Here is a 24,025-nt window from a genome sequence, read left to right on the forward strand (position 1 = left end):
GACCATGGCAAACGCGCATAGCGGCAAAATGATCGTCGGGCTGGACATCGGCACCTCCAAGGTGGTGGCGCTGGTGGGCGAAGTGGGCGAGGACGGTACCCTGGAGATCGTCGGGATCGGTACCCATCCCTCCCGTGGCCTGAAAAAAGGCGTGGTGGTGAACATCGAGTCCACCGTGCAGTCGATCCAGCGCGCCGTGGAAGAGGCGCAGCTGATGGCCGGCTGCCGCATCCACTCGGCCTTCGTCGGCGTGGCCGGCAACCACATCCGCAGCCTGAACTCCCACGGCATCGTCGCCATCCGCGACCGCGAGGTCAGCCTGGCCGACCTGGAGCGCGTACTCGACGCCGCCCAGGCCGTGGCCATCCCGGCCGACCAGCGCGTGCTGCACACCCTGCCGCAGGACTACGTGATCGACAACCAGGAAGGCGTGCGCGAGCCGCTGGGCATGTCGGGCGTACGTCTGGAAGCCAAGGTCCACGTGGTCACCTGCGCGGTCAACGCGGCGCAGAACATCGAGAAGTGCGTCCGCCGCTGCGGCCTGGAAATCGACGACATCATCCTCGAACAGCTGGCCTCGGCCTACTCGGTGCTGACCGACGATGAAAAAGAACTGGGCGTGTGCCTGGTGGACATTGGTGGTGGCACCACCGACATCGCCATCTTCACCGAGGGCGCGATCCGTCACACCGCGGTGATCCCGATTGCCGGCGACCAGGTGACCAACGATATCGCCATGGCCCTGCGTACCCCGACCCAGTACGCCGAAGAAATCAAGATCCGCTACGCCTGCGCCCTGGCCAAACTGGCTGGCGCCGGCGAGACCATCAAGGTGCCGAGCGTGGGTGATCGCCCACCGCGCGAGCTGTCGCGTCAGGCCCTGGCCGAGGTGGTGGAGCCACGTTACGACGAGCTCTTCACCTTGATCCAGGCCGAATTGCGCCGCAGCGGCTACGAGGACCTGGTGCCGGCCGGCATCGTCCTGACCGGCGGCACCGCGAAGATGGAAGGCGCCGTGGAACTGGCCGAGGAAATCTTCCACATGCCGGTACGCCTGGGCGTACCGCACAGCGTTCGGGGGCTTAGCGACGTGGTTCGCAACCCGATCTATTCCACCGGCGTGGGCTTGCTCACCTACGGCCTGCAGAAGCAGACCGAAGACCTGCCCTTGACCGGTAACAGCAGCAACAACAGCTATGGCGATGAACCGAAGGCTCCAGTGCTTGAACGCTTCAAGCGCTGGGTCCAGGGCAACTTCTAAGTTTCAAAGCAGTAGTGGTAGGCGCGACAACTAGAGAACTGTAAGGAGAGGGAAAATGTTCGAGCTCGTAGACAACGTCCCGCAAAGCCCGGTCATCAAGGTGATCGGCGTTGGTGGTGGTGGTGGCAACGCCGTCAATCACATGGTCAAGAGCAGCATCGAAGGCGTGGAATTCATCTGCGCCAACACCGATGCCCAGGCGCTGAAAAACATCGGCGCGCGCACCATCCTGCAATTGGGCACTGGCGTGACCAAAGGCCTGGGTGCCGGTGCCAACCCGGAAGTCGGCCGCCAGGCCGCGCTGGAAGACCGTGAGCGCATCGCTGAAGTGCTGCAGGGCACCAACATGGTGTTCATCACCACTGGCATGGGCGGCGGTACCGGTACCGGTGCAGCGCCGATCATCGCCGAAGTGGCCAAGGAAATGGGCATTCTCACCGTTGCCGTGGTCACCCGTCCGTTCCCGTTCGAAGGCCGCAAGCGCATGCAGATTGCCGATGAAGGCATCCGCATGCTGGCTGAAAGCGTCGACTCGTTGATTACCATCCCCAACGAGAAGCTGCTGACCATCCTGGGCAAGGATGCCAGCCTGCTGTCCGCCTTCGCCAAGGCTGACGACGTACTGGCCGGTGCCGTGCGTGGTATCTCCGATATCATCAAGCGCCCGGGCATGATCAACGTCGACTTCGCCGACGTGCGTACCGTGATGGGTGAAATGGGCATGGCCATGATGGGTACTGGCTGTGCCAGCGGCCCGAACCGTGCGCGTGAAGCCACCGAGGCAGCAATTCGCAACCCGCTGCTGGAAGACGTCAACCTGCAGGGCGCCCGCGGTATCCTGGTGAACATCACCGCAGGCCCGGACCTGTCGCTGGGCGAGTACTCCGACGTGGGTAGCATCATCGAAGCCTTCGCCTCCGACCACGCCATGGTCAAGGTCGGTACCGTGATCGACCCGGACATGCGTGACGAGCTGCACGTGACCGTAGTGGCCACTGGCCTTGGCGCGCGCATCGAGAAGCCTGTGAAGGTGGTCGACAACACCCTGCAGACTGCCCAGCAGGTGTACGAGGCATCCAACCCGGCGCCGGTTCGCCAGGAGCAGCCTGCGGTCAACTACCGTGACCTGGAGCGCCCGACCGTAATGCGCAACCAGGCCCATGCAGGGGCTGCTGCAGCCGCTAAACTGAACCCTCAGGATGACCTGGACTACCTTGATATCCCGGCATTCCTGCGTCGTCAGGCTGATTAATGGAATTTATCAGGGGTATAAAGGTGATTGGTATTCATCAAAGGTTGGGTCTGTTATCATCCCCAGCCTTTGTTGATACCTGTTCGCAATTTGCGCTGAAGCGGCCAATGCCATGATTAAACAACGCACCCTGAAGAATACCATCCGTGCCACAGGTGTCGGTCTGCACTCCGGGGAGAAGGTTTACCTGACCCTCAAGCCTGCACCTGTTGACACCGGCATCGTCTTCCGCCGCGCCGACCTCGACCCTGTGGTCGAAATCCCGGCGCGCGCGGCCAACGTCGGCGAGACAACCATGTCGACGACGCTGGTCAACGGTGACGTCAAGGTCGATACGGTCGAGCACCTGCTCTCCGCCATGGCGGGCCTGGGCATCGATAACGCCTACGTCGAGCTCTCCGCCTCGGAAGTGCCGATCATGGATGGCAGCGCCGGACCCTTTGTATTCCTGATTCAGTCTGCCGGCCTGGAAGAACAGGACGCAGCCAAGAAGTTCATCCGCATCCTGCGTGAGGTAACCGTGGAAGAGGGCGACAAGCGCGCCACGTTCCTGCCTTTCGACGGCTTCAAGGTGAGCTTCGAGATCGACTTCGATCACCCGGTCCTCAAGGGCCAGACCCAGAGTGCGGTCGTCGACTTCTCCAGCACCTCGTTCGTGAAGGAAGTCAGCCGCGCGCGTACCTTCGGCTTCATGCGTGACATCGAGTACCTGCGCAAGCACAACCTTGCGTTGGGTGGCAGTGTCGAGAACGCCATCGTGGTCGACGAGACCGGTGTGCTCAACGAAGACGGCCTTCGTTCCGATGACGAATTCGTCAAGCACAAGATCCTCGACGCCATTGGCGACCTTTATCTGCTGGGCAACAGCCTGATCGGCGAGTTCAAGGGCTACAAGTCCGGACACGCGCTGAACAACCAGCTGCTGCGCAAGCTGATTGCCGAAAAAGACGCCTGGGAAGTGGTCACTTTCGAAGATGCCAGCACGGCACCGATCTCGTACATGCGCCCTGTTGCGGCCGTGTAAGTTCGAACACTCTCTAGTTCATTAAGGCCACCTTCGGGTGGCCTTTTTTATGGCTGACGCATTTTGCCCGGCAGGTCCGGCCATTCGCGGGCACGCCCGCTCCCACAGAGTCACCGCTAATTCAATGAGTTATGTGCAGTTCTATGAGAGCCGGCGTGCCCGCGAATGGACTGCGCAGTAGTCCCGAAGGTGTCAGCGCTTGTCCTGGGCATGAGCTGCCAGCCTTTCCAGTGCCGCGCGCAGCTTGGGGTCGTTGATGCCCTCGGCGGTATCGCGCAGGCTCTCGGCCGCGTTGTTCGACAGCTCTGCGGCATGGCCACCACGCTTGGCCGGCACCAGCGGCGGCTGCACCTTGTACAGGATACGCCTGAGGTTGCCGAATGCTTCCATCGCCTGTAATGCCGCCAGCAAGCGTTTTTGCTGATAGCGCAGACGAGTGGCCCAGTGGCCGTCGGTTACCACCAGCAACAATGTGCCATCGCGCCACGACGCCACATGGCAGTGCTCGCGGGCGGCCGGTTGCAGCTGGCTTTCCAGCAGGCGCTGCAGGTGTTCCAGGCGTTCGGCCTGGTTCAGCAGCAGGCGCAGCGGGCGCACCTGGCGGAGCAGGGCGGAGGGCGGCTGGGCGGGGGAGGGTTTGTAGGCCATGGGAGTACGCATGAGGTTACATGGTCCGCAGTCTAACACCTCTATAGCCTGTCCCGGCCTCTTCGCGGGTGAACCCGCTCCCACAGTTAACAAGAGACAAGACTCATTCTCGATACGTTTCATCTTCCCGAACCTTGAACTCAGGGAAAATGCCCCTATCTAAAACAAGCCCCCGCCAAAACGCTGTACAAGCATCGTGGCAATCCACCACTTTCTTCACCATCGTTTCCGGGTAGAATGCTCGTTCGCATGCGGCCTCAGGGCTGCACGGGCGACTCATGGGGCCGCCCTCCATCCCTACGTGTGGAAGATCCTGCCGATATGTTTGCGCCTTTGTTAAAGAAACTTTTTGGAAGCAAGAACGAGCGTGAAGTCAAACGCATGCTCAAGACGGTGAACATCGTCAATGCTCTCGAAGAGAAGATGGTGGCCCTCTCCGACGAGCAACTGCGGGGCAAGACCGCAGAGTTCAAGGAGCGCCTGGCCAAAGGCGAGACACTGGACCAGTTGCTGCCTGAAGCCTTCGCCGTGGCCCGTGAGGCCGGCAAGCGCGTGATGGGCATGCGCCACTTCGACGTGCAGCTGATCGGTGGCATGACCCTGCACGAGGGCATGATCGCAGAAATGCGTACCGGTGAAGGCAAGACCTTGGTCGGTACCCTGGCCGTGTACCTCAACGCACTGTCCGGCAAGGGCGTGCACGTGGTCACCGTCAACGACTACCTGGCCCGCCGCGACGCCAACTGGATGCGCCCGCTGTACGAGTTCCTCGGCCTGTCGGTCGGCATCGTCTCGGCCTTCCAGCCGCCGGAAGAAAAGCGCGCTGCCTACGCGTCCGACATCACCTACGGCACCAACAACGAATTCGGTTTCGACTACCTGCGCGACAACATGGCGTTCAGCCAGGAGGAGAAGTTCCAGCGTGAACTGAACTTCGCCGTGATCGACGAAGTCGACTCCATCCTCATCGACGAAGCGCGTACCCCGCTGATCATCTCCGGCCAGGCCGAGGACAGCTCCAAGCTGTACATCGAGATCAACCGCCTGATCCCGCGCCTTAAGCAGCACATCGAGGAAGTGGAAGGCCAGGTCACCCAGGAAGGCCACTTCACCATCGACGAGAAGAGCCGCCAGGTCGAGCTGAACGAAGCCGGTCACCAGTACATCGAGGAAATGCTCACCCAGTCGGGCCTGCTGGCCGAGGGCGAGAGCCTGTACTCGGCGCACAACCTGAGCCTGCTGACCCACGTCTACGCCGGCCTGCGCGCGCACAAGCTGTTCCACCGCAACGTCGAGTACATTGTCCAGGACGGCCAGGTCCTGCTGATCGACGAACACACCGGCCGTACCATGCCCGGCCGTCGCCTGTCCGAAGGCCTGCACCAGGCCATCGAAGCGAAAGAAAACCTGAACATCCAGGCCGAGAGCCAGACCCTGGCTTCGACCACCTTCCAGAACTACTTCCGCCTGTACACCAAGCTGTCCGGCATGACCGGTACCGCCGATACCGAAGCGTTCGAGTTCGCCCAGATCTACGCCCTCAACGTGATGGTCATTCCGCCGAACAAGCCGCTGGCGCGCAAGGACTTCAACGACCTGGTGTACCTGACCGCCGACGAGAAATACGCCGCGATCATCGCCGACATCAAGGAAAGCATGACCCAGGGCCGCCCGGTGCTGGTGGGTACTGCGACCATCGAAACCTCCGAGCACATGTCCAACCTCCTGAAGAAGGAAGGTATCGACCACAAGGTGCTCAACGCCAAGTACCACGAGAAGGAAGCCGAGATCATCGCGCAAGCCGGTGCGCCAGGTGCCCTGACCATCGCCACCAACATGGCCGGTCGTGGTACCGACATCCTGCTGGGCGGTAACTGGGAAGCCGAAGTGGCCGCCCTGGAAAACCCCACCGCCGAGCAGATCGCCCAGATCAAGGCCGACTGGCAGAAGCGCCACCAGCAAGTGATCGAGTCGGGTGGCCTGCACGTGATCGCTTCCGAGCGCCACGAATCGCGCCGTATCGACAACCAGCTGCGTGGCCGTTCCGGCCGTCAGGGCGACCCGGGTTCCAGCCGCTTCTACCTGTCGCTGGAAGACAGCCTGATGCGTATCTTCGCCTCTGACCGGGTGAAGAACTTCATGAAGGCGCTGGGCATGCAGTCGGGCGAGGCCATCGAGCATCGCATGGTCACCAACGCCATCGAGAAGGCCCAGCGCAAGGTCGAAGGCCGCAACTTCGACATCCGCAAGCAGTTGCTGGAATACGACGACGTGGCCAACGAGCAGCGCAAGGTGATCTACCACATGCGCAACAGCCTGCTGGCCGCCGAGAACATCGGCGACACCATCGTCGAATTCCGCAAGGAAGTACTGGACGCTACCATCAGCCAGCACATTCCGCCGCAGTCGCTGCCCGAGCAGTGGGACGTGGCCGGCCTGGAAGCTTCGCTGGCCAGCGATTTCGCCATGAAGCTGCCGATCCAGCAGTGGCTCGACGAGGACGATCACCTCTACGAAGAGACCCTGCGCGAGAAGCTGCTGAACGAAATCACCAGCGCGTACACCGAGAAGGAAGACCAGGCCGGTATCGAAGCCCTGCGTACCTTCGAGAAGCAGATCCTGCTGCGCGTGCTGGACGACCTGTGGAAAGACCACCTGTCGACCATGGACCACCTGCGTCACGGTATTCACCTGCGTGGATATGCGCAGAAAAACCCGAAGCAGGAGTACAAGCGCGAATCCTTCAGCCTGTTCCAGGAGCTGCTCGAGTCGATCAAGCGCGACACCATCCGTGTGCTGTCGCACGTTCAGGTACGCCGCGAAGACCCGGTCGAAGAGGAAGCCCGCCTGCGCCGCGAGGCCGAGGAACTGGCCAGCCGCATGCAGTTCCAGCATGCCGCCGCTCCGGGCCTGGAAAGCGAGCAACTGAGCGAGGAGGGCGTCGAAGTGGCCGTCGCCTCGGCACCGGTGCGCAACGAACAAAAGCTGGGCCGCAACGAGCCGTGCTGGTGTGGCTCGGGCAAGAAGTTCAAGCATTGCCACGGGCAGATCGAGTGATCTGACCTGAATGGGGCCGCGTTGCGGCCCTGTCGCGACACAAGGCCGCTCCCACAGGGATAGCGCACAGCCGCAACGCTGCGCCGTCCTATGTGGGAGCGGCCTTGTGTCGCGATGGGGCGCGAAGCGGCCCCGCTTTTCGATATCAACCGTATTTTCTAGGAGCGCTCTAATGGCTGTTGGTCTTGGTCCTTTGCCCACCCTGCACCCGGTTCCGGGTTTTGAACTCGGCATCGCTTCTGCCGGCATCAAGCGCCCGGGGCGCAAGGATGTGGTGGTCATGCGCTGTGCCGAAGGCTCCAGCGTGGCTGGCGTGTTCACCCTCAACGCCTTCTGCGCGGCGCCGGTGATCCTGTCCAAGCAGCGTGTACAGGGCACCGTGCGCTACCTGCTGACCAACACCGGTAACGCCAACGCCGGCACCGGCGCGCCAGGCCTGGCCGCCGCCGAACGCACGTGCGCCAAGCTGGCCGAACTGGCCGGTGTACCGGCCGAGTCGGTACTGCCGTTCTCCACCGGTGTAATCGGCGAGCCGCTGCCGGTCGAGAAGATCGAAGGCGCGCTGCAGGCCGCCCTCGACAACCTGTCGGAAAACCACTGGGCCGAAGCTGCCACCGGCATCATGACCACCGACACCCTGCCCAAGGGTGCCAGCCGCCAGTTCCAGCACGATGGCGTGACCGTTACCGTCACCGGCATCAGCAAGGGGGCAGGCATGATCCGTCCGAACATGGCCACCATGCTCGGCTACATCGCCACCGACGCCAAGGTGGCACCAAAGGTGCTCAAGGACCTGATGCTGGACGGCGCCAACAAGTCGTTCAACCGTATCACCATCGATGGCGACACCTCGACCAACGACTGCTGCATGCTGATCGCCACCGGCAAGGCCAACCTGCCGGAAGTCACCGAAGCCAGCGGCGCACTGTTCGAAGCGCTGAAGAAGGCGGTGTTTGAAGTGTGCATGGAAGTGGCCCAGGCCATCGTCCGTGACGGCGAAGGCGCTACCAAGTTCGTGACCGTGCAGGTCAACGGCGGTGGCAACCACCAGGAGTGCCTGGACGTCGGCTATGCCGTGGCCCACTCGCCACTGATCAAGACCGCGCTGTTCGCTTCCGACCCCAACTGGGGCCGCATCCTCGCTGCCGTTGGCCGTGCCGGCGTACCAGAGCTGGATGTGAGCCTGATCGATGTGTACCTGGACAGCGTGTGCATTGCCAGCAAAGGCGGCCGCAGCCCGAGCTACACCGAAGACCAGGGTGCCAAGGTAATGGCCCAGGAAGAGATCACCATCCGTATCGAGCTGGGCCGTGGCCAGTGCAGCGAAACCATCTGGACCACCGACCTGTCCCACGAGTACGTGAAGATCAACGCCGAGTACCGTACCTGATGTAATTGGGGCCGCTTTGCGGCCCTTTCGCGACACAAGGCTCCTGCGTACACCGCTTCATGTGGGAGCGGCCTTGTGTCGCGAGAGGGGCTGCAGAGCAGCCCCAAAATTCCCAAACGATGGAGCCGAACCATGAGCTATCACCTGATCATCGGCGACAAGCTGTATTCCTCCTGGTCGCTGCGTGGCGCCCTGGCTCTCGAGCTGGCTGGCGTGCCCTACGAAGAAACCCTGATCAAACTCAACCAGCCTGACACCCGTCAGCGCATCCTCGCCTTCTCTGCCACCGGCAAGGTACCGCTGCTCAAGACCGGGCACGGTGTGATCGCCGACTCGCTGGCCATTGCCGAATACCTCAACGAACGCCACCCCGACGCCCAGCTGTGGCCTGCCGACGTGGCGGCCCGGGCCCAGGCCCGTTCGGCCTGCGCGCAGATGCACAGTGGCTTCTTCGCCCTGCGCGGCGCGATGCCGTTCGACCTGTCGCGCGACCAGGCGCTGGACAGCGTGCCGCTGGAGGTTCAAATCGATATCGACCGTATCGTTGCACTGTGGTCGGAATGCCGCCTGGCGGCCAAGGACAGCGGCCCGTTCCTGTTCGGCAAGCCGAGCCTGGCCGATGCCTTCTTCGCCCCGGTGGCCGTGCGCCTGCGCACCTACCGCGTGGAAGTGCCTGCGCAGGCGGCTGCCTATATCGAAACCATTTACCAGTGGCCGGCCTTCCAGGCCTGGCAGCAGGCTGGCCTGGCGGAGCGTGAAGGGTGAAACGGATTCATGTTGTAGCCGCCGTCATTCGCGGTACTGACGGCCGCATTTTGATCGCACGCCGTGCCGATACCCAGCACCAGGGCGGCCTGTGGGAATTCCCGGGCGGCAAGGTGGAAGAGGGCGAGGGTGTCGAGGCGGCGCTGGCCCGCGAGCTGCGCGAGGAGCTGGGCATCGAGGTGAGCCGTTCGCGCGCGCTGATCAAGGTCAGCCACGACTACCCGGACAAGCAGGTGCTGCTGGACGTGCGTGAAGTCGAGGCGTTCACTGGCGAGCCGCATGGTGCCGAGGGCCAACCGCTGGAGTGGGTTGCCCCGCGCGATTTGCCCCAGTACGAATTCCCCGAGGCCAATAAACCGATCGTTGCGGCCGCGCGCCTGCCGGACCAGTACCTGATCACCCCTGATGGCCTGGAAGTGCCGCAGATGCTCAAGGGCATCCAGAAGGCGGTGGCCAGCGGCATTCGCCTGATCCAGTTGCGTGCCCCGGACATGTACGACCCCAAGTACCGCGATGTGGCGGTGGATGCGGTCGGCCTGTGCGCGGGCAAGGCGCAGCTGATGCTCAAGGGGCCGCTGGAGTGGCTGGGTGACTTTCCTGCCGCGGGTTGGCACCTGACGGCTGCACAACTGCGCAAGTATGCCGCCAACGGCCGGCCGTTCCCCAAGGAGCGCTGGCTGGCGGCGTCCTGTCACAGTGCTGAAGAGTTGGCGCTGGCGGAGCAGATGGGCGTGGACTTTGTCACCCTGTCGCCTGTCCAGGCGACCCGGACTCACCCCGAGGCGGTGCCGTTGGGGTGGGATGAGGCGCAGCGGTTGATCGCCGGCTTCAACAAGCCGGTCTACCTGCTGGGTGGGGTAGGGCCGGGTGAGCGCGAGCAGGCTTGGGAAGCGGGGGCGCAGGGTGTTGCCGGGATCCGGGCGTTCTGGCCTGAGATCTGAGTCGCCTGTAATTCGGGCCGCTTTGCGGCCCATTCGCGGGCTTGCCCGCTCCCACAGGAAACTCACAAGCCCTGAAACCTGTGCCGTACCTGTGGGAGCGGGCAAGCCCGCGAAGGGCTGCACAGCAGCCCCGGCAATCTCAAACCTCCGGCTTTGGTGCAGGCTGCCACAAAACCTCTGCCACCCCCTGCCGCCGCCCAATGATCCGCGCCGCCACAAACAGCAGGTCCGAAAGCCGGTTGATATACGCCAACCCAACCCCCGCCAACGGCTCCAGCGCATTCAACTGTTGACACCGCCGCTCCGCACTGCGCGCCAGGCTGCGGCACACATGTGCCTGTGCCACCAGCGCCGAACCACTGGGCAAAATGAAGTTCTTCAACGGCCCCAGCTCCTCGTTCCACACATCGATCGCCGCCTCCAGCCGTTCCACCTCCGCCTGGTTCAGCGCCTGGTAACTGGGCATCGCCAACTCACCACCCAGGTCGAACAAGCGGTGCTGACACGGCGCCAACACCGCGCTCACTTCATCCAGCCCTTGTTCGGCCAGCCCCGCCAGTAGCAAACCCAACTGGCTGTTCAGGCTGTCCACCTCGCCAATGGCCTCGATCCGTGGGTGGTCCTTGGGCACCCGGCGTCCGTCGCCCAGGCCTGTTTCGCCTTTGTCGCCGGTGCGGGTGTAGATCTTCGACAGGCGGTAGCCCATGTCACTTCTCCGTTTTGGCCGGCGCCGCCGTTGCCGGCTGGCCGAGGGGCAGGCGCAGGGTGAAGCAGGTGCCCTGGCCGGGCGTGGACTGCACTTCCATCTGCCCCTTGTGGTTGTTGGTGATGATGAAGTACGAGACCGACAGGCCCAGGCCGGTGCCCTGGCCGATTTCCTTGGTGGTGAAGAACGGCTCGAAAGTGCGCTTGCGCACCCCCTCGGGCATGCCGACGCCGTTGTCCTCGACCTGGATTTCCGCCCATGGCGGGTTCAAGCGGGTACGCAGGATGATGCGCCCGGGCTCGCTCGGCTGCGGCCGCTGGTGGATGGCCTGGGCGGCGTTTTTCAGCAGGTTGAGCAGCACCTGCTCCAGTTCGTTGGCGGTGCATGGCACCGGCCCCAGTTCGGGGTCGAACTGGCGCACGATGGCCTGGCCCTTGAAGTCGAAGCCGATGGCCAGGTCGAAGTCGTTGCTGGCAATCTCCACCGCCTGGTCGATCAGCGCCGGCAGGTCGCATGGCGCCAGCTGGCGATTGCTGCGTCGGCTGAAACTGAGCATGTGGGTGACGATCTTTGCCGCCCGGGCACCGGCCTGCTGGATGCCGTCGAGCAATTGCGGCACTTCGCGGCTCTCCAGGTAGCGGTTGACCGTGGGCAGGTCGATGCCCAGTTCCTCGGCCTGCTCCTGGTTGCGCGGCAGCTCTGGTGACAGGCGCCGGCGGATGTTCTGCACGTTGTGCAGGATCGCGCCTAGCGGGTTGTTGATCTCGTGGGCCATGCCGGCGGCCAGGCCACCGACCGAAAGCATCTTCTCCGATTGCACCATCATTTCTTCCAGCGACAGGCGCTGGGTGATGTCGTCGATGCGGATGACCACGCCACGGCCGCCGCCACCGGTCAGCGGGTAGAAGGTCAGGGCGTAGTGGCGCAGGTCGTCGCCCTTGGGCCAGGTGACCCGCTCGATCTTCGCAACGCGGTGTTTCTCCACGGTTTCCTTCAACTGCGGCAGGAACGGCTTGAGCGGTTCGAAGGCGATGAAGATCGGCTGGTTCAGCGCTTCGTCCAGTGGCGTGCCGGAAAGCACCGTGGCTTCGTGGTTCCACTGGGTCACGTAGAGCTGTTCGTCGAGGGCGATCAGCGCCGAGGGCATCGAGTCGATGATGCTGTTGAGGTAGTTCTGGAAACCGGTGAGTTTTTTCTCGATCTTGCTGCGCACCTGGACTTCCAGCTCCAGTTTGCGGTTGGTGTGGCGGGTTTCCTCGGCCAGGCCCTGGGCCTGGTCATAGGCCTCCTGGAACTCGTCGCGGGTGCGCTTGAGTTGCTGTTCGCGGGCCTCGATGCGCGAGAGCATGGTGTTGAACGCTTCGGCCAGGCTGCCGATTTCGTCGTCGTTGCCGCGCTGCGCACGCAGGGCATAGCTCTCTTCGCGGGTGACCTGGCGGCTGAGCTCTTCGAGCTGGTTGATCGGCTGGGTGATCAGGCGTTTGATTTGCCTGGCAATGACGATCCACAGCAGGATGCTGAACACCAGGATGCCCAGGCTGGCGCTGAGAGTGCCGGTGTAGAAGGCTGTGGGCAATTCGCTGCTGGCCACCAGCAGCAGGTGCGCTGGCGGGTTGGCGTCACGTGGCATGCGGATCAGCTGGGTGCTGCGAAACTCCATCAGGCGCCAGCCGTCAATGTCGCGAAAACGCTTGGGCAGGGCCAGCGGCTCGCCGTGCTGCAACTGCGCCAGTATGCGGCCATCGCCTCCATAGACAGCGGCGGCGCGCAGCGGCGTATAGCTGTCCAGTTCCTTGAGCAGGGCGCTGGCGGTGTCCGGCGCATCGCCGGCGCGTGCCGCCAGCTGCGGGTTGGCCACCAGCCGGCCGATGGTGTGCAGTGCCTGCGGTGCCATGCTTTCCTGGGTAATCCAGTAGGCGGCGCTGATGAAAGTGAGGTTGGCCACCAGCAAGATGGTCACCAGCAACACCAGCAGGGCCGCCAGCAGTTTCTGCCCGACCGGGAGGTTTTCCAGGCGTTGGCGCAAGGTCATGGGCTAGGCAATATCCGTATCCGTTTAAAGGGCCGCGTCAGTCGCAGGGCAAACCACGCACGCGCAGGTTATCGACCAGGCGCTGCAGCAGGCGTTCCAGCTCTGGCAGCTGCAGGCCATGGCGGCCGGCGGCGCGACAGGCGTGGCCAAGCAGGTAGTGCACCTCGGTGCGTCGGCCTGCGCGTACATCCTGGTACATGGAAGAGTAGTTGGCCGCGGTGGCGAGGATCACCCGCTGTACTTCTTCGTCCAGCCCGTCTGCCGCTTCTGGCTGGCCACAGCGGCGCAGCAGTTGGGCCAGCTCGCCGCACAGGGCATCCACTTCACCCAGGTGCCCCAGCAGCCCGCCGTTCTGGCAGTCGTGCAGTACGGTCAGCGGGTTGATGGCACAGTTGAGCGCCAGCTTGCGCCACAGGCGGGTGAGGATGTCCAGCGTCCACTCGGCGGGGATACCCGCCTGGTGCAGGTCGTCGAACCAGGCCGGGATCGTCGGGTTGCGTGGGTCACCCAGCCAGTTGAAGCCGTGGCCGGCAAAGCGTACCTGCCAGTCACCCTCGCGAAACGCCCCTTCGGTACTGGAGGCGAAGATGCAGCGCGTGCGCGGCACCAGGTCGGCGACTTCGTCCTGGCTGCCCAGGCCGTTCTGCAGCAGTAGCACTTCGGCGCCCTCGGCCAGACGCGGTGCCACGCCGGCGATAGCCGGGGCGGCGTCGTAGGCCTTGCAGGCCACCAGCAGGCGATGGATCGGGCCGGGTGCCTGCGCGGTTTCGGCGGGGATGGCGAAGTGGCGGGGCTGGTCCTGTTCGACCAGGGTCAGGCCGCCGGCCTGCTGGTAGGCCTGCAGCCGTTGCCCGTCACGCAGGATCAGGCGCACTGCCTTGCCCGCGCGCGCCAGGCGGCAAGCCCATAGGCTGCCCAGGCTGCCGGCGCCGAGAATATGCCAGGTGCTGCTCATATGCGTTTCGCAACCCGTTATAATGAGCCCGCATTTTAACCGTCAAACCCAGCGCGCTCCATCTTCAGCCTGAGCGCGCTTTTATTTTGGGAGAACAACCATGCCTTCGTTCGACGTGGTATCGGAACTGGACAAGCACGAAGTGCAGAACGCGGTCGACAACGCCATCAAGGATCTGGACCGCCGCTACGACCTCAAGGGCAAGGGTACCTTCGAGTTCAAGGACAAAGAGCAGACCGTGATGCTCACCGCCGAGGAAGAGTTCCAGCTCGAAGCGATGCTGGAAATCCTGCGCCTGGCGCTGGTCAAGCGCAAGATCGACGTGAAGTGCCTGGAAACCAAGGACCCGTACGCCTCGGGCAAGGAAAAGAAGCAGGAAGCCAAGTTCCGCGAAGGCATCGACAAGGACCTGGCGAAGAAGATCGTCGCCACCATCAAGGATGCCAAGCTGAAAGTGCAGGCCGCGATCCAGGGCGAGCAGGTGCGCGTTACCGGTAAAAAGCGTGACGACCTGCAGGAAGCCATTGCCCTGCTGCGTACCAAGGAATTCGACATGCCGCTGCAGTTCAACAACTTCCGCGACTGATCGCAGGGTTGTCCGGAACCCCGATGGCGTAATGATGTCCATGGGGGCCATGGCCGCCGAACCGACGGCGGCCTGCTATACGTGTACATGCCGCTCGGCATCAGGAGATGAATATGGATTTGAGCGCTGAAGTCGATCAGCTGGTCCGCCAATCGCAGACCTGGGTCCCCTTGATCATGGAATACGGCAGCCGCCTGCTGCTGGCACTGCTGACCTTGGCGATCGGCTGGTGGCTTACCAACGTGGTCAGTGATCGACTCGCCAGGCTGGTGGGTTTGCGCGTACAAGACCCGGCACTGCAGGGCTTCATCCGCACCCTGGCTAACATCATCCTCAAGGTCATGCTGGCGATCAGCGTTGCCTCGATGATCGGCATTGAGACCACTTCGTTCGTGGCCGCGATTGGTGGTGCCACGCTGGCCATCGGTCTGGCGTTGCAGGGCAGCCTGGCAAACTTCGCCGGTGGTGTGCTGATCCTGCTATTCCGCCCGTTCCGCATCGGCGACTGGATCGAGGCGCAAGGCGTGGCCGGTACCGTCGACAGCATCCAGATCTTCCACACCGTGGTGCGTACCGGTGACAACAAGACCGTGATCATGCCCAACGGCAGCCTGTCCAACGGCATCATCACCAACACCAACCGCCAGCCGACGCGCAAGGTGGTATTCGACGTGGGCGTGGACTATGAGGCCGACCTGCAGAAGGCCCGCAACGTGTTGCTGGAGCTGGCGCAGGACCCGCGTGTGCTGTCCGACCCGGCGCCGCAGGCGGTGGTCGCGACCCTGGGCGACAGCTCGATCACCGTGTCGTTGCGCTTGTGGACCAAGACCGCCGATTACTGGGATGTGATGTTCATGCTCAACGAGCATGCGCGTGACCGGTTGAAGGCCGAAGGGATCGACATTCCGTTCCCGCAGCGGGTGATTCGCGTGGTGCAGGAGACTGCAGCGCAGTAATACCGCGCTGAAGCCGGGGCACAAAGCGGCCCCGGCTTTTTTACACTTGTTCACAGCAATACCCCGGGATTTCTGGCATATAGCCTGACCCCACCTGCCACACCCGATACGCCATCATGAAACCACTGCTGTACATCACCCCCCTGCGCGCCTTGCTGTTCGGCCTGACCCTGGCCCTGTTCGAGCTGCTCACCTACCTGGCCAGCGATGCCGTCATGCCGGCCATGCCGGTGGTGGTCGGCGACCTGAACGCCAGCCCCGAATACATTCCCCACGCCCTCAACCTGTACCTGCTGGGCGGCGTGGTGCTGCAATGGCTGATCGGCCCGCTGGCCGACCGCTATGGCCGGCGCCCGTTGCTGCTGACCGGTTGCGCGTTCTTCGGCGCGGCCTGCCTGGCCTCCTTCTGGGTCCACGACATCGGCCTGTTCAACGTGCTGCGCCTGCTGCAGGGTATCGGCCTGGGCTTTGTGGTCACGGTCAGCTACCCGGCCCTGAACGAAGCCTTCAGTGAGGCGGACGCCGTGCGCATGATGGCCCTGCTGGCCAATATCGCCTTGCTCTCGCCACTGCTCGGGCCGCTGGTGGGCACCTTGCTGCTGCAGTGGCTGGACTGGCGCTGGCTGTTCGTGGCCTTTGCCATCGGCGCGGTCGTGGCCTGGCTGCTGCTGTACCGGCTGATGCCGGAAACCCTGGGCGTGGAGCGCCGTGACGGCTCGCGCCTGGCGTTCACGCCGATCCACCTGCTGCCGCTGCTGGCCGGTTACGGCCAGTTGCTGGCCAACCGCCGCTTTGTCGCTGGCAGCGCAGCCCTGGGCCTGGTCGGTTTGCCGCTGATTGGCTGGATTGGCCTGTCACCGGTGCTGCTGATCCACGACGAGGGGTTGAGCACCATGGCGTACGCCTTGTGGCAGTTGCCGGTGTTTGGCGGACTGATCCTTGGCAACCTGATCATCAACCGCATCGCCGACCGCTATCCGCTGCCGGCGCTGGTGCGCGGTGCGTTGTGGCCTTACCTGGCCGGCCTGTGCCTGATGCTGCTGGCGACCTGGTACTGGCCAAGCGTGACCAGCGTGGTGGCGGGCATGTCGCTGTACGCGCTGGGGTTGGGCGTGGCCAACGCGGTGCTGTATCGCATGACGCTGTTCGCCAGCGAGCAGAGCAAAGGCCTGGTCTCGGCCATGCTGGGGATGATCACCATTGCCTTGCTGGGGCTGGGTGGGGCGGTGCTGGCGATGATTGGTGCCGGGGCCAGCTTGCTGCACTTTGCCCTGGCGGCGGGTGTGGCGGGGGCATTGGCGCTGTGGCCGCTGTGGTTCGTGGTGGGTGGGCGGCCTGGGGAAGGGGCTGTCACTCAATAATCTTTGATTACCTGTACCGGCCTCTTCGCGGGCTTGCCCGCTCCCACAGGGATTGCACAGCTCTCAAGGGCAGTGCTTTACCTGTGGGAGCGGGCAGCCCGCGAAGAGGCCGGTACAGGCAATACAAATCTGTCAGGGCCGCTCGGCCGCCGAACCTTCCTCAGCCACCGGCTTGCCCGGCCCGGCTTCCTGGCGCCACTGCAGGGCAATCAGGATCAACGTCGGCACGCCCAGCAGGGCAGTGATCAGGAAGAAGTCGTGGTAACCGAACTTCTCCACCATGACCCCTGAATACCCCCCGATCAGCCTCGGCAACAGCAGCATGATCGAGCTGAGCAACGCATACTGGGTGGCCGAGAACTTCAGGTTGGTCAGGCTCGACAGGTAAGCGACGAAAGCCGAAGTGGCCAGGCCGGAGCTGAAGTTGTCCAGCGAGATGGTTACCACCAGCATTTGCAGGTTCGGGCCCATGTCGGCCAGCATCAGGAACAGGATGTTGGTGCCCGCCGAGGCCGCACCGCCGATGAACAGGATCGGCATGATGCCGAAGCGCACGATCAGCAGGCCGCCAACCCCGGCGCCGACCAAAGTCATGATCAGGCCGAAGATCTTGCTGACGCTGGCGATCTGGTCCTTGGTGAAGCCCATGTCGATGTAGAACACGTTGGCCATCACGCCCATGACCGTGTCCGACATGCGATAGGTGGCGATCAGGCCGAGCAACAGCAAGGCCTGCCAGCGGTAGCGGGCGATGAAGTCGTTGACCGGGGTCAGCACCGGGGCCAGGCCGCGACGGCCCAGGCTCGACAGGCACGCCCAGGTCAGCAGCACATAGAGGATCAGGCGCAGGAAGGCGCGGTCTTCCAGCAGCAGGTCCAGTGGCGTGGCATCACCGGAGATGACGCTGGACCAGCCGGTATTGAACATCTGGGTGAAGCTGGCCGGTACTGACACCAGCAGGATGATCAGCACGAACACCGAGGCCAGTTGGTGCACCAGCCCATAGCGCGCTGCCGACAGCTGGGTACGCATGGGCACGGGTGGCTCGCGCATGATCAGGGTGGTGAATACGGCGGGCAGCATCATCACCGCGAACATGACGTAGGTGCCGGCCCAGGCCTTGTGCAGGTAGCTGAAACCGGTGGAGCCGAACCACTCGGCGAAGAACAGTGCACCAGCCGTGGCCAGCAGGGCCGCCACCCGGTAGCCGGCCATGTAGCTGGCGGCGAGCGCGGCCTGGCGCTGGTCGTCGGCGATTTCCAGGCGGTAGGCATCGACGGCGATGTCCTGGGTGGCCGAAGCGAAGGCCACCAGTACCGCCAGGGCGATCAGCCATGACAGGTGCTGCTGCGGGTCGCACAGGCTCATGCCGACCAGTCCGATCACCACCAGCGCTTGTGACAGCAGCAGCCACGAACGCCGGCGCCCCAGGCTGCCGAGCAGCGGCAGGCGCCATTGGTCGAGCAGCGGTGACCACACCCACTTGAAGGCGTAGGCCAGGCCGATCAGGCTGGCGTAACCAATGGTCTCGCGGGCCACGCCCGCTTCGCGCAACCACACCGAAAGGGTGGAGAACACCAGCATGTAGGGCAGACCGGCGGCGAAGCCGAGCAGCAAAAGTACCAAGGTTGACGGGCTGGCATAGGCAGCAAGCGCAGCGCGCCAGGTTTTACGGGGCATGGGCCAACATCTGCCTCAAGTTTGCGAAAACAAAGCGCGCACTCTAACCGCTGTGCTCCATCGGGCGCCAGCCATGGCGCGTCATATCCACACGATTGTTGGTTACATTTACACCCTCCGCGCGCAGCCGCGCCCGTTGTTCATCCCCCGACGGGGTACCCAGTGCCAGGCTCAGCCGGCCGCCTGCGCCGAGCACCCGGTGCCAGGGCAGACGGGTGTCCGCGGGCAGTTGCCCAAGGGTGCGCCCGACCCAGCGTGCCGCCCGCCCAAGCCCCGCCAGCTCGGCCAGCTGGCCATAGCTGACCACCTTGCCGGCCGGCACTTGGCCGAGTACCGAATACAGCGCCGTCCGTCGGCCCTCGGCGGAGTCGAGGGCGTGTTCATATCCATCAGACATCAGGCCCTCCCTGGGCTGCAGATGAAACCGGACCGGCGGTCTGGCAAATGAGAGTTGAACTCAACGGCATGCTCCCGGTCTGTCCTTGCTCTGGTCGTCGTTATCTGGATAATGCCCGGCTTTTTTCGTCAAATCGAACCCGTAGTCTGCAAACAATAGCCCGCTTATGTATTCTAGATCCTTGTTGTGCCTGCTTGCTGTTTCCCTGTGCGCCTCCCCGGTGTTCGCCGACACCGTGTGGATGAAGAACGGTGATCGGCTCAGCGGCAAGATCAAAGTCTTCGACGGCGGCAAGCTGCTGCTGGAAACCCCCTATGGCGGTTCCATCGCCCTGGACTGGAAAGAGGTCCAGACCCTGCAGAGCGACCAGGAAATGCTGGTCAAGCAGGACGCCTACAGCGGTGAGCGGGCCAAGTCGCTGAAGGCCGCCGAGCCCGGCAAGGTGACCCTGGCCAATGGCGATGCGCCGAAGACCGTGGAGCTGGCCAGCATCGAGCAGATCATGAAGCCCAAGCCGCTGGTCGAGGACTTCGTGTGGAAGGGCAACGTTGACGTGGCGCTGGACTACAAGCGCGCCGAGAACGACACCGACGACTACGACGTCGGTTTCAAGACCAGCGCCCGCCATGGCCGCTGGCGGCACAACGCCGAAGGCGAATACAACCGCGAGACCAAGGACGACGTCACCACCACCGACAACTGGAGTGCCGAGTATGCCCTGGACCGCTTCCTCACCGAGAAGTGGTTCTGGCAGGGGCGCATGGAGTACAAGCGCGACCGCATCGAAGACCTGGCCCGCCAGCGCACCGTGGGTACCGGCCCGGGTTACCAGTTCTGGGACGACGAACTGGGCGCGTTCTCGCTGGGTTCGCTGATCAACCGCACCGACTTCGAATACCAGGATGGCGCCAAGGACAACTTCTATTCTGCGGCGGTGAAGTGGGACTACACCCGCTACCTGATCGGCAAGAACGTGCAGCTGTTCACCAACGGCGAGTTCGCCAAACCGCTGGGTGGCGTGGCCGATTATGCACTGGATGCCGAGGTTGGCCTGCGCTACAAGGTCACCGAGTGGGCCTCGCTCAACCTCAAGGCGGAGAAGGACATCATCACCGGTACGCGGGACAGTGACCTGGACAAGACCCGCTATACCGCAGGCTTCGGCGTTACCTGGTAAACCGCCGGGGGCGCGTTGCGCCCCTTTCGCCACACAAGGCCGCTCCCACAAAGGCAAGATGTACATCGGTCCATGTGGGAGCGGCCTTGTGTCGCGATGGGCTGCAAAGCAGCCCCATTGGCACTGGATCTGATAATGCTTATCTTGTCCCCATCCAGTCTGCCGCCAGGAGCCGCCCCCAAGTGAGTACCAACGCCATCCGTCCCGCCCGGGAGCTGCTGCTCAAGGAATACCGCGGCGTGCTCTCGACCCATTCCAAGTCGATGCCCGGCTACCCCTTCGGCTCGGTCGTGCCGTACTGCCTGGACGCCCAGGGCAACCCGCTGATCCTGATCAGCCGCATCGCCCAGCACACCCACAACCTGCAGAAAGACCCCAAGTGCTCGCTGCTGGTAGGTGAGCGCGAAGCCGAGGACGTACAGGCCGTGGGGCGCCTGACGGTGATGGCCGAGGCACACAAGCTGGTGGAGGAGGCCGCCATCGAGGCCGCCGCCGAGCGTTACTACCGCTATTTCCCGGACGCAGCCAACTACCACAAGGCCCACGACTTCGACTTCTGGGTGCTGCAGCCGGTGCGCCACCGCTACATCGGCGGCTTCGGCGCGATCCACTGGCTCGACCAGGTGACCCTGGCCAACCCGTTCGCCGGCAAGGCCGAGGCAAGCATGGTCGAGCACATGAACAATGACCACGCCAACGCCATCGCCCATTATGTGGAGCTGACCGATTTGCCACGCCATGCGCCGGCGCAAATGGTCGGGGTGGACAGCGAAGGCATGCACCTGCGTATTGGTCAGGCGGTGCACTGGTTACCTTTCCCCAGTACTTGCAACACACCGACACAAGTCCGCGAAGCCCTGGTTTTACTGGCCCGCGCCGACCAGTGGCCGGTTGCGACGGAAGTCGAGGGTTGAAAAGCCGAGCGCACGCATCCATCTGTTGGTCTTACAGGAAGGTTCTCTTCCAACGAGGAATGCTTTGATGCGTGCTTTTCTATTGTTGTTTCTCCTGTTTCCCGTGCTGGAGCTGTTCGTCTTCGTGAAGGTCAGTGCCGCCATCGGTTTTTTCCCGGCGCTGCTGCTGATCATCGCCGGCTCCGCCCTGGGTGTGCTGGTGATGCGGGTGGCCGGGCTGGCCACCGCATTGCGCGCCCGTGAAAGCCTGCAGCGCGGCGAACTGCCCGCCGAGGACATGTTCCAGGGCATGATGCTGGCTGTTGGTGGTGGCCTGCTGTTGCTGCCAGGTTTCATCAGCGACGTGCTGGGCCTGCTGTGCCTGCTGCCATTCACCCGTCACCTGGCTGCGCGCAAGATGCGCGAGCGTGCCGAGGCCCAGGCCATGCGCCAGCGCGCCTTCCAGGACGACCCGTTCCAGGCACAGCCGCGTGATGGCGGGCACCGTCCGAACGTGATCGAAGGCGAGTACGAGCGCCGCGACAAGTAACAACCGGGGGCCGCTTCGCGCCCCTTTCCCGACGCAAGGCCGCTCCGGCAGGGGACGCATACCTCCTGTGGGAGCGGCCTTGTGTCGCGAAAGGGGCGCGAAGCGGCCCCAGCTTTTTACGGGGCCAAAGACGCTAGTGAAAAATTTTCTGAAGCAAGCCTTGTAATTGAATATGGCGGCCTCATGTAGTGGTCACCGCAAGGTTTCTGGTGGCAACACCAGGCATAACTCAGGTGGTTCGCCCATTGCGGGCCACCCCCGGCAACGCCGGACAGCATCAACCCGCCGGTGTCGACACCGGCCGATGAAAACCACTATTTGGGAGAGATCGACAATGAAGCTTCGTCCTCTGCATGACCGCGTAGTCATCCGTCGCAGCGAAGAAGAATCGAAAACCGCTGGCGGTATCGTCCTGCCAGGTTCGGCCGCTGAAAAACCAAACCGCGGCGAAGTTGTCGCCGTCGGCACCGGTCGCATCCTGGACAACGGCGAAGTGCGTGCGCTGGCCGTGAAAGTGGGTGACAAAGTGGTTTTCGGCCCTTACTCGGGCAGCAACACCGTGAAAGTCGATGGCGAAGACCTGCTGGTCATGGCCGAGAACGAAATTCTCGCCGTTATCGAAGGCTGATTTCCCCGACTTCCCGTTACTCCAAAGAATTCCAAGGATTAAACGATCATGGCTGCTAAAGACGTAAAATTCGGCGATTCCGCTCGTAAAAAAATGCTGGTTGGTGTCAACGTTCTGGCTGACGCGGTAAAAGCTACCCTGGGCCCGAAAGGCCGCAACGTAGTGTTGGCCAAGAGCTTCGGCGCGCCGACCATCACCAAGGACGGCGTATCCGTCGCCAAAGAAATCGAGCTGAAAGACGCTTTCGAAAACATGGGCGCCCAGCTGGTCAAGGAAGTTGCTTCCAAGGCCAACGACGCTGCCGGTGACGGCACCACCACCGCTACCGTTCTGGCTCAGGCCATCGTCAACGAAGGCCTGAAAGCCGTCGCTGCCGGCATGAACCCGATGGACCTGAAGCGCGGCATCGACAAGGCCACCGCTGCCGTTGTCGCCGAGCTGAAGAACCTGTCCAAGCCATGCGCCGACTCCAAGGCCATCGCCCAGGTAGGTACCATCTCCGCCAACTCCGACAACTCCATCGGTGAGATCATCGCCGAAGCCATGGAAAAAGTCGGTAAAGAAGGCGTGATCACCGTTGAAGAAGGCTCGGGCCTGGAAAACGAACTGTCCGTTGTAGAGGGCATGCAGTTCGACCGTGGCTACCTGTCGCCGTACTTCGTCAACAAGCCGGACACCATGGTTGCCGAGCTGGAAGGCCCGCTGCTGCTGCTGGTCGACAAGAAGATCTCCAACATCCGTGAGCTGCTGCCAGTTCTGGAAGCCGTTGCCAAGGCCGGCCGCCCACTGCTGATCGTTGCCGAAGACGTTGAAGGCGAAGCCCTGGCTACCCTGGTAGTCAACAACATGCGCGGCATCGTCAAGGTTGCAGCGGTCAAGGCCCCAGGCTTCGGCGACCGTCGCAAGGCCATGCTGCAGGACATCGCCGTCCTGACTGGCGGCCAGGTCATCTCCGAAGAAATCGGCCTGTCCCTGGAAACCGCTACCCTGGAGCACCTGGGTAACGCCAAGCGCGTCATCCTGTCCAAGGAAAACACCACCATCATCGACGGCGCTGGCGCCGACGGCGAGATCGAAGCACGCGTCAAGCAGATCCGTGCCCAGATCGAAGAGACTTCCTCGGACTACGACCGTGAGAAGCTGCAAGAGCGTCTGGCCAAGCTGGCTGGCGGTGTTGCCGTGATCAAGGTGGGTGCCGGCACCGAAGTTGAAATGAAAGAGAAGAAAGCCCGCGTTGAAGACGCCCTGCACGCTACCCGTGCAGCCGTTGAAGAAGGCGTGGTGCCTGGCGGTGGTGTGGCCCTGGTTCGCTCCCTGGCTGCCATTGCCAACCTCAAAGGCGACAACGAAGACCAGAACGTCGGTATCGCCCTGCTGCGTCGCGCCGTTGAAGCGCCGCTGCGCCAGATCACTGCCAACGCCGGCGACGAGCCAAGCGTTGTCGCTGACAAGGTCAAGCAAGGTTCGGGTAACTTCGGTTACAACGCTGCCACCGGCGAATACGGCGACATGATCGAGATGGGCATCCTGGACCCAGCCAAGGTCACCCGTTCGGCGCTGCAAGCTGCTGCTTCGATCGGCGGTCTGATGATCACCACCGAAGCCATGGTTGCCGACCTGCCGGAAGACAAGCCAGCTGCTGGCATGCCTGACATGGGCGGCATGGGTGGCATGGGCGGCATGATGTAAGCCAGCCTTACCCCCTGCACCATCAGAAAGCCCCGGCTCGTGAGAGCCGGGGCTTTTTGCTTTCAAGGTTAATGTCA

Annotated in this window: 21 protein-coding genes; 15 read left to right on the plus strand and 6 right to left on the minus strand. The window is 63.2% G+C overall.

The window, feature by feature from the left end; translation table 11 throughout:
• Positions 1-4 precede the first annotated feature (4 nt).
• The 3 genes from ftsA (at position 5) to lpxC (ending at position 3,537) form a co-directional block, all read left to right on the plus strand.
• Positions 5-1,261 carry a cell division protein FtsA gene (gene ftsA, locus J5M71_RS17835; protein ID WP_015271706.1) on the plus strand — a complete coding sequence of 419 codons (1,257 nt, stop codon included), beginning with the start codon at positions 5-7 and terminating at the stop codon, positions 1,259-1,261.
• Positions 1,262-1,316: 55 nt separating this feature from the next.
• Positions 1,317-2,513 (plus strand): cell division protein FtsZ, encoded by a 1,197-nt coding sequence (ftsZ, locus tag J5M71_RS17840; RefSeq protein ID WP_003260772.1) that lies wholly within the window; start codon positions 1,317-1,319, stop codon positions 2,511-2,513.
• A 112-nt stretch (positions 2,514-2,625) separates the two neighbouring features.
• Positions 2,626-3,537 carry a UDP-3-O-acyl-N-acetylglucosamine deacetylase gene (gene lpxC, locus J5M71_RS17845; protein WP_207834522.1) on the plus strand — a complete coding sequence of 304 codons (912 nt, stop codon included), beginning with the start codon at positions 2,626-2,628 and terminating at the stop codon, positions 3,535-3,537.
• Positions 3,538-3,729: 192 nt separating this feature from the next.
• Here the strand turns inward: lpxC and J5M71_RS17850 are convergent, their stop codons facing one another.
• Complete coding sequence (locus J5M71_RS17850) at positions 3,730-4,185, minus strand: DciA family protein (RefSeq protein WP_063913301.1); 456 nt, start codon at positions 4,183-4,185, stop codon at positions 3,730-3,732.
• A 321-nt stretch (positions 4,186-4,506) separates the two neighbouring features.
• On the opposite strand from J5M71_RS17850, the gene secA reads away from it, so the two are divergent.
• The 4 genes from secA to J5M71_RS17870 all read left to right on the plus strand — a co-directional run bounded on the left by secA (position 4,507) and on the right by J5M71_RS17870 (position 10,338).
• Complete coding sequence (gene secA, locus J5M71_RS17855) at positions 4,507-7,242, plus strand: preprotein translocase subunit SecA (RefSeq protein WP_207834524.1); 2,736 nt, start codon at positions 4,507-4,509, stop codon at positions 7,240-7,242.
• Between the two features lie 172 nt (positions 7,243-7,414).
• Positions 7,415-8,632 carry a bifunctional glutamate N-acetyltransferase/amino-acid acetyltransferase ArgJ gene (argJ, locus tag J5M71_RS17860; protein WP_063913299.1) on the plus strand — a complete coding sequence of 406 codons (1,218 nt, stop codon included), beginning with the start codon at positions 7,415-7,417 and terminating at the stop codon, positions 8,630-8,632.
• A gap of 132 nt (positions 8,633-8,764) precedes the next feature.
• Positions 8,765-9,397 (plus strand): glutathione S-transferase family protein, encoded by a 633-nt coding sequence (locus tag J5M71_RS17865; protein ID WP_207834526.1) that lies wholly within the window; start codon positions 8,765-8,767, stop codon positions 9,395-9,397.
• On the plus strand, positions 9,394-10,338 hold the full coding sequence (locus J5M71_RS17870) for a Nudix family hydrolase (protein ID WP_061303700.1): 945 nt from the start codon (positions 9,394-9,396) through the stop codon (positions 10,336-10,338). The genes J5M71_RS17865 and J5M71_RS17870 overlap by 4 nt, the downstream gene beginning before the upstream one ends.
• Positions 10,339-10,477: 139 nt before the next feature.
• On the opposite strand, the gene J5M71_RS17875 is transcribed toward J5M71_RS17870, so the two are convergent.
• The 3 genes from J5M71_RS17875 to J5M71_RS17885 are packed head-to-tail and all read right to left on the minus strand — an operon-like array spanning position 10,478 to position 14,031.
• Positions 10,478-11,044 (minus strand): cob(I)yrinic acid a,c-diamide adenosyltransferase, encoded by a 567-nt coding sequence (locus J5M71_RS17875; RefSeq protein WP_207834537.1) that lies wholly within the window; start codon positions 11,042-11,044, stop codon positions 10,478-10,480.
• A 1-nt stretch (position 11,045) separates the two neighbouring features.
• The gene (locus J5M71_RS17880; protein WP_207834546.1) at positions 11,046-13,076 is read right to left on the minus strand and encodes an ATP-binding protein; all 2,031 of its coding nucleotides are present in this window, start codon (positions 13,074-13,076) and stop codon (positions 11,046-11,048) included.
• 37 nt (positions 13,077-13,113) lie between these two features.
• Positions 13,114-14,031 carry a putative 2-dehydropantoate 2-reductase gene (locus J5M71_RS17885; RefSeq protein WP_207834549.1) on the minus strand — a complete coding sequence of 306 codons (918 nt, stop codon included), beginning with the start codon at positions 14,029-14,031 and terminating at the stop codon, positions 13,114-13,116.
• A 100-nt stretch (positions 14,032-14,131) separates the two neighbouring features.
• Here J5M71_RS17885 and J5M71_RS17890 point away from each other — a divergent pair, with 100 nt between their 5' ends.
• The 3 genes from J5M71_RS17890 (at position 14,132) to J5M71_RS17900 (ending at position 16,934) form a co-directional block, all read left to right on the plus strand.
• A complete protein-coding gene (locus J5M71_RS17890; protein WP_013974099.1) occupies positions 14,132-14,617 on the plus strand; it encodes a YajQ family cyclic di-GMP-binding protein in 486 nt (161 codons plus the stop codon).
• 113 nt (positions 14,618-14,730) lie between these two features.
• A complete protein-coding gene (locus J5M71_RS17895; RefSeq protein ID WP_207834551.1) occupies positions 14,731-15,573 on the plus strand; it encodes a mechanosensitive ion channel family protein in 843 nt (280 codons plus the stop codon).
• 116 nt (positions 15,574-15,689) lie between these two features.
• Positions 15,690-16,934 (plus strand): MFS transporter, encoded by a 1,245-nt coding sequence (locus J5M71_RS17900; protein ID WP_207834553.1) that lies wholly within the window; start codon positions 15,690-15,692, stop codon positions 16,932-16,934.
• Positions 16,935-17,066: 132 nt separating this feature from the next.
• On the opposite strand, the gene J5M71_RS17905 is transcribed toward J5M71_RS17900, so the two are convergent.
• On the minus strand, positions 17,067-18,614 hold the full coding sequence (locus tag J5M71_RS17905) for an AmpG family muropeptide MFS transporter (protein ID WP_013974096.1): 1,548 nt from the start codon (positions 18,612-18,614) through the stop codon (positions 17,067-17,069).
• A gap of 43 nt (positions 18,615-18,657) precedes the next feature.
• On the minus strand, positions 18,658-19,011 hold the full coding sequence (locus J5M71_RS17910; protein WP_085592113.1) for an MGMT family protein: 354 nt from the start codon (positions 19,009-19,011) through the stop codon (positions 18,658-18,660).
• Positions 19,012-19,177: 166 nt separating this feature from the next.
• Here J5M71_RS17910 and J5M71_RS17915 point away from each other — a divergent pair, with 166 nt between their 5' ends.
• The 5 genes from J5M71_RS17915 (at position 19,178) to groL (ending at position 23,948) form a co-directional block, all read left to right on the plus strand.
• Positions 19,178-20,188, plus strand: coding sequence for a DUF481 domain-containing protein (locus tag J5M71_RS17915; RefSeq protein ID WP_207834555.1), 1,011 nt, complete (start codon positions 19,178-19,180; stop codon positions 20,186-20,188).
• A 182-nt stretch (positions 20,189-20,370) separates the two neighbouring features.
• Positions 20,371-21,102 (plus strand): DUF2470 domain-containing protein, encoded by a 732-nt coding sequence (locus J5M71_RS17920; RefSeq protein ID WP_063913289.1) that lies wholly within the window; start codon positions 20,371-20,373, stop codon positions 21,100-21,102.
• A gap of 67 nt (positions 21,103-21,169) precedes the next feature.
• Positions 21,170-21,631: an FxsA family protein gene (locus tag J5M71_RS17925; protein ID WP_063913288.1), complete on the plus strand. Its 462-nt coding sequence runs from the start codon at positions 21,170-21,172 to the stop codon at positions 21,629-21,631.
• A 334-nt stretch (positions 21,632-21,965) separates the two neighbouring features.
• A complete protein-coding gene (locus J5M71_RS17930) occupies positions 21,966-22,259 on the plus strand; it encodes a co-chaperone GroES (RefSeq protein WP_003260750.1) in 294 nt (97 codons plus the stop codon).
• Positions 22,260-22,307: 48 nt separating this feature from the next.
• Positions 22,308-23,948 (plus strand): chaperonin GroEL, encoded by a 1,641-nt coding sequence (gene groL, locus J5M71_RS17935; protein WP_063913287.1) that lies wholly within the window; start codon positions 22,308-22,310, stop codon positions 23,946-23,948.
• Positions 23,949-24,025 lie beyond the last annotated feature (77 nt).

This window comes from Pseudomonas sp. 43(2021), from assembly GCF_017490805.1.
In the GTDB taxonomy this organism is placed as follows: domain Bacteria; phylum Pseudomonadota; class Gammaproteobacteria; order Pseudomonadales; family Pseudomonadaceae; genus Aquipseudomonas.

Coding starts and splice junctions, on each gene's coding strand:
- J5M71_RS17930 (WP_003260750.1), top strand. CDS start 21,966: ATGAAGCTTCGTCCTCTGCATGACCGCGTAGTCATCCGTCGCAGCGAA.
- secA (WP_207834524.1), top strand. CDS start 4,507: ATGTTTGCGCCTTTGTTAAAGAAACTTTTTGGAAGCAAGAACGAGCGT.
- lpxC (WP_207834522.1), top strand. CDS start 2,626: ATGATTAAACAACGCACCCTGAAGAATACCATCCGTGCCACAGGTGTC.
- J5M71_RS17890 (WP_013974099.1), top strand. CDS start 14,132: ATGCCTTCGTTCGACGTGGTATCGGAACTGGACAAGCACGAAGTGCAG.
- J5M71_RS17895 (WP_207834551.1), top strand. CDS start 14,731: ATGGATTTGAGCGCTGAAGTCGATCAGCTGGTCCGCCAATCGCAGACC.
- J5M71_RS17885 (WP_207834549.1), bottom strand. CDS start 14,031: ATGAGCAGCACCTGGCATATTCTCGGCGCCGGCAGCCTGGGCAGCCTA.
- J5M71_RS17900 (WP_207834553.1), top strand. CDS start 15,690: ATGAAACCACTGCTGTACATCACCCCCCTGCGCGCCTTGCTGTTCGGC.
- J5M71_RS17905 (WP_013974096.1), bottom strand. CDS start 18,614: ATGCCCCGTAAAACCTGGCGCGCTGCGCTTGCTGCCTATGCCAGCCCG.
- J5M71_RS17880 (WP_207834546.1), bottom strand. CDS start 13,076: ATGACCTTGCGCCAACGCCTGGAAAACCTCCCGGTCGGGCAGAAACTG.
- J5M71_RS17915 (WP_207834555.1), top strand. CDS start 19,178: ATGTATTCTAGATCCTTGTTGTGCCTGCTTGCTGTTTCCCTGTGCGCC.
- J5M71_RS17850 (WP_063913301.1), bottom strand. CDS start 4,185: ATGGCCTACAAACCCTCCCCCGCCCAGCCGCCCTCCGCCCTGCTCCGC.
- ftsZ (WP_003260772.1), top strand. CDS start 1,317: ATGTTCGAGCTCGTAGACAACGTCCCGCAAAGCCCGGTCATCAAGGTG.
- J5M71_RS17910 (WP_085592113.1), bottom strand. CDS start 19,011: ATGTCTGATGGATATGAACACGCCCTCGACTCCGCCGAGGGCCGACGG.
- groL (WP_063913287.1), top strand. CDS start 22,308: ATGGCTGCTAAAGACGTAAAATTCGGCGATTCCGCTCGTAAAAAAATG.
- J5M71_RS17925 (WP_063913288.1), top strand. CDS start 21,170: ATGCGTGCTTTTCTATTGTTGTTTCTCCTGTTTCCCGTGCTGGAGCTG.
- J5M71_RS17875 (WP_207834537.1), bottom strand. CDS start 11,044: ATGGGCTACCGCCTGTCGAAGATCTACACCCGCACCGGCGACAAAGGC.
- ftsA (WP_015271706.1), top strand. CDS start 5: ATGGCAAACGCGCATAGCGGCAAAATGATCGTCGGGCTGGACATCGGC.
- argJ (WP_063913299.1), top strand. CDS start 7,415: ATGGCTGTTGGTCTTGGTCCTTTGCCCACCCTGCACCCGGTTCCGGGT.
- J5M71_RS17865 (WP_207834526.1), top strand. CDS start 8,765: ATGAGCTATCACCTGATCATCGGCGACAAGCTGTATTCCTCCTGGTCG.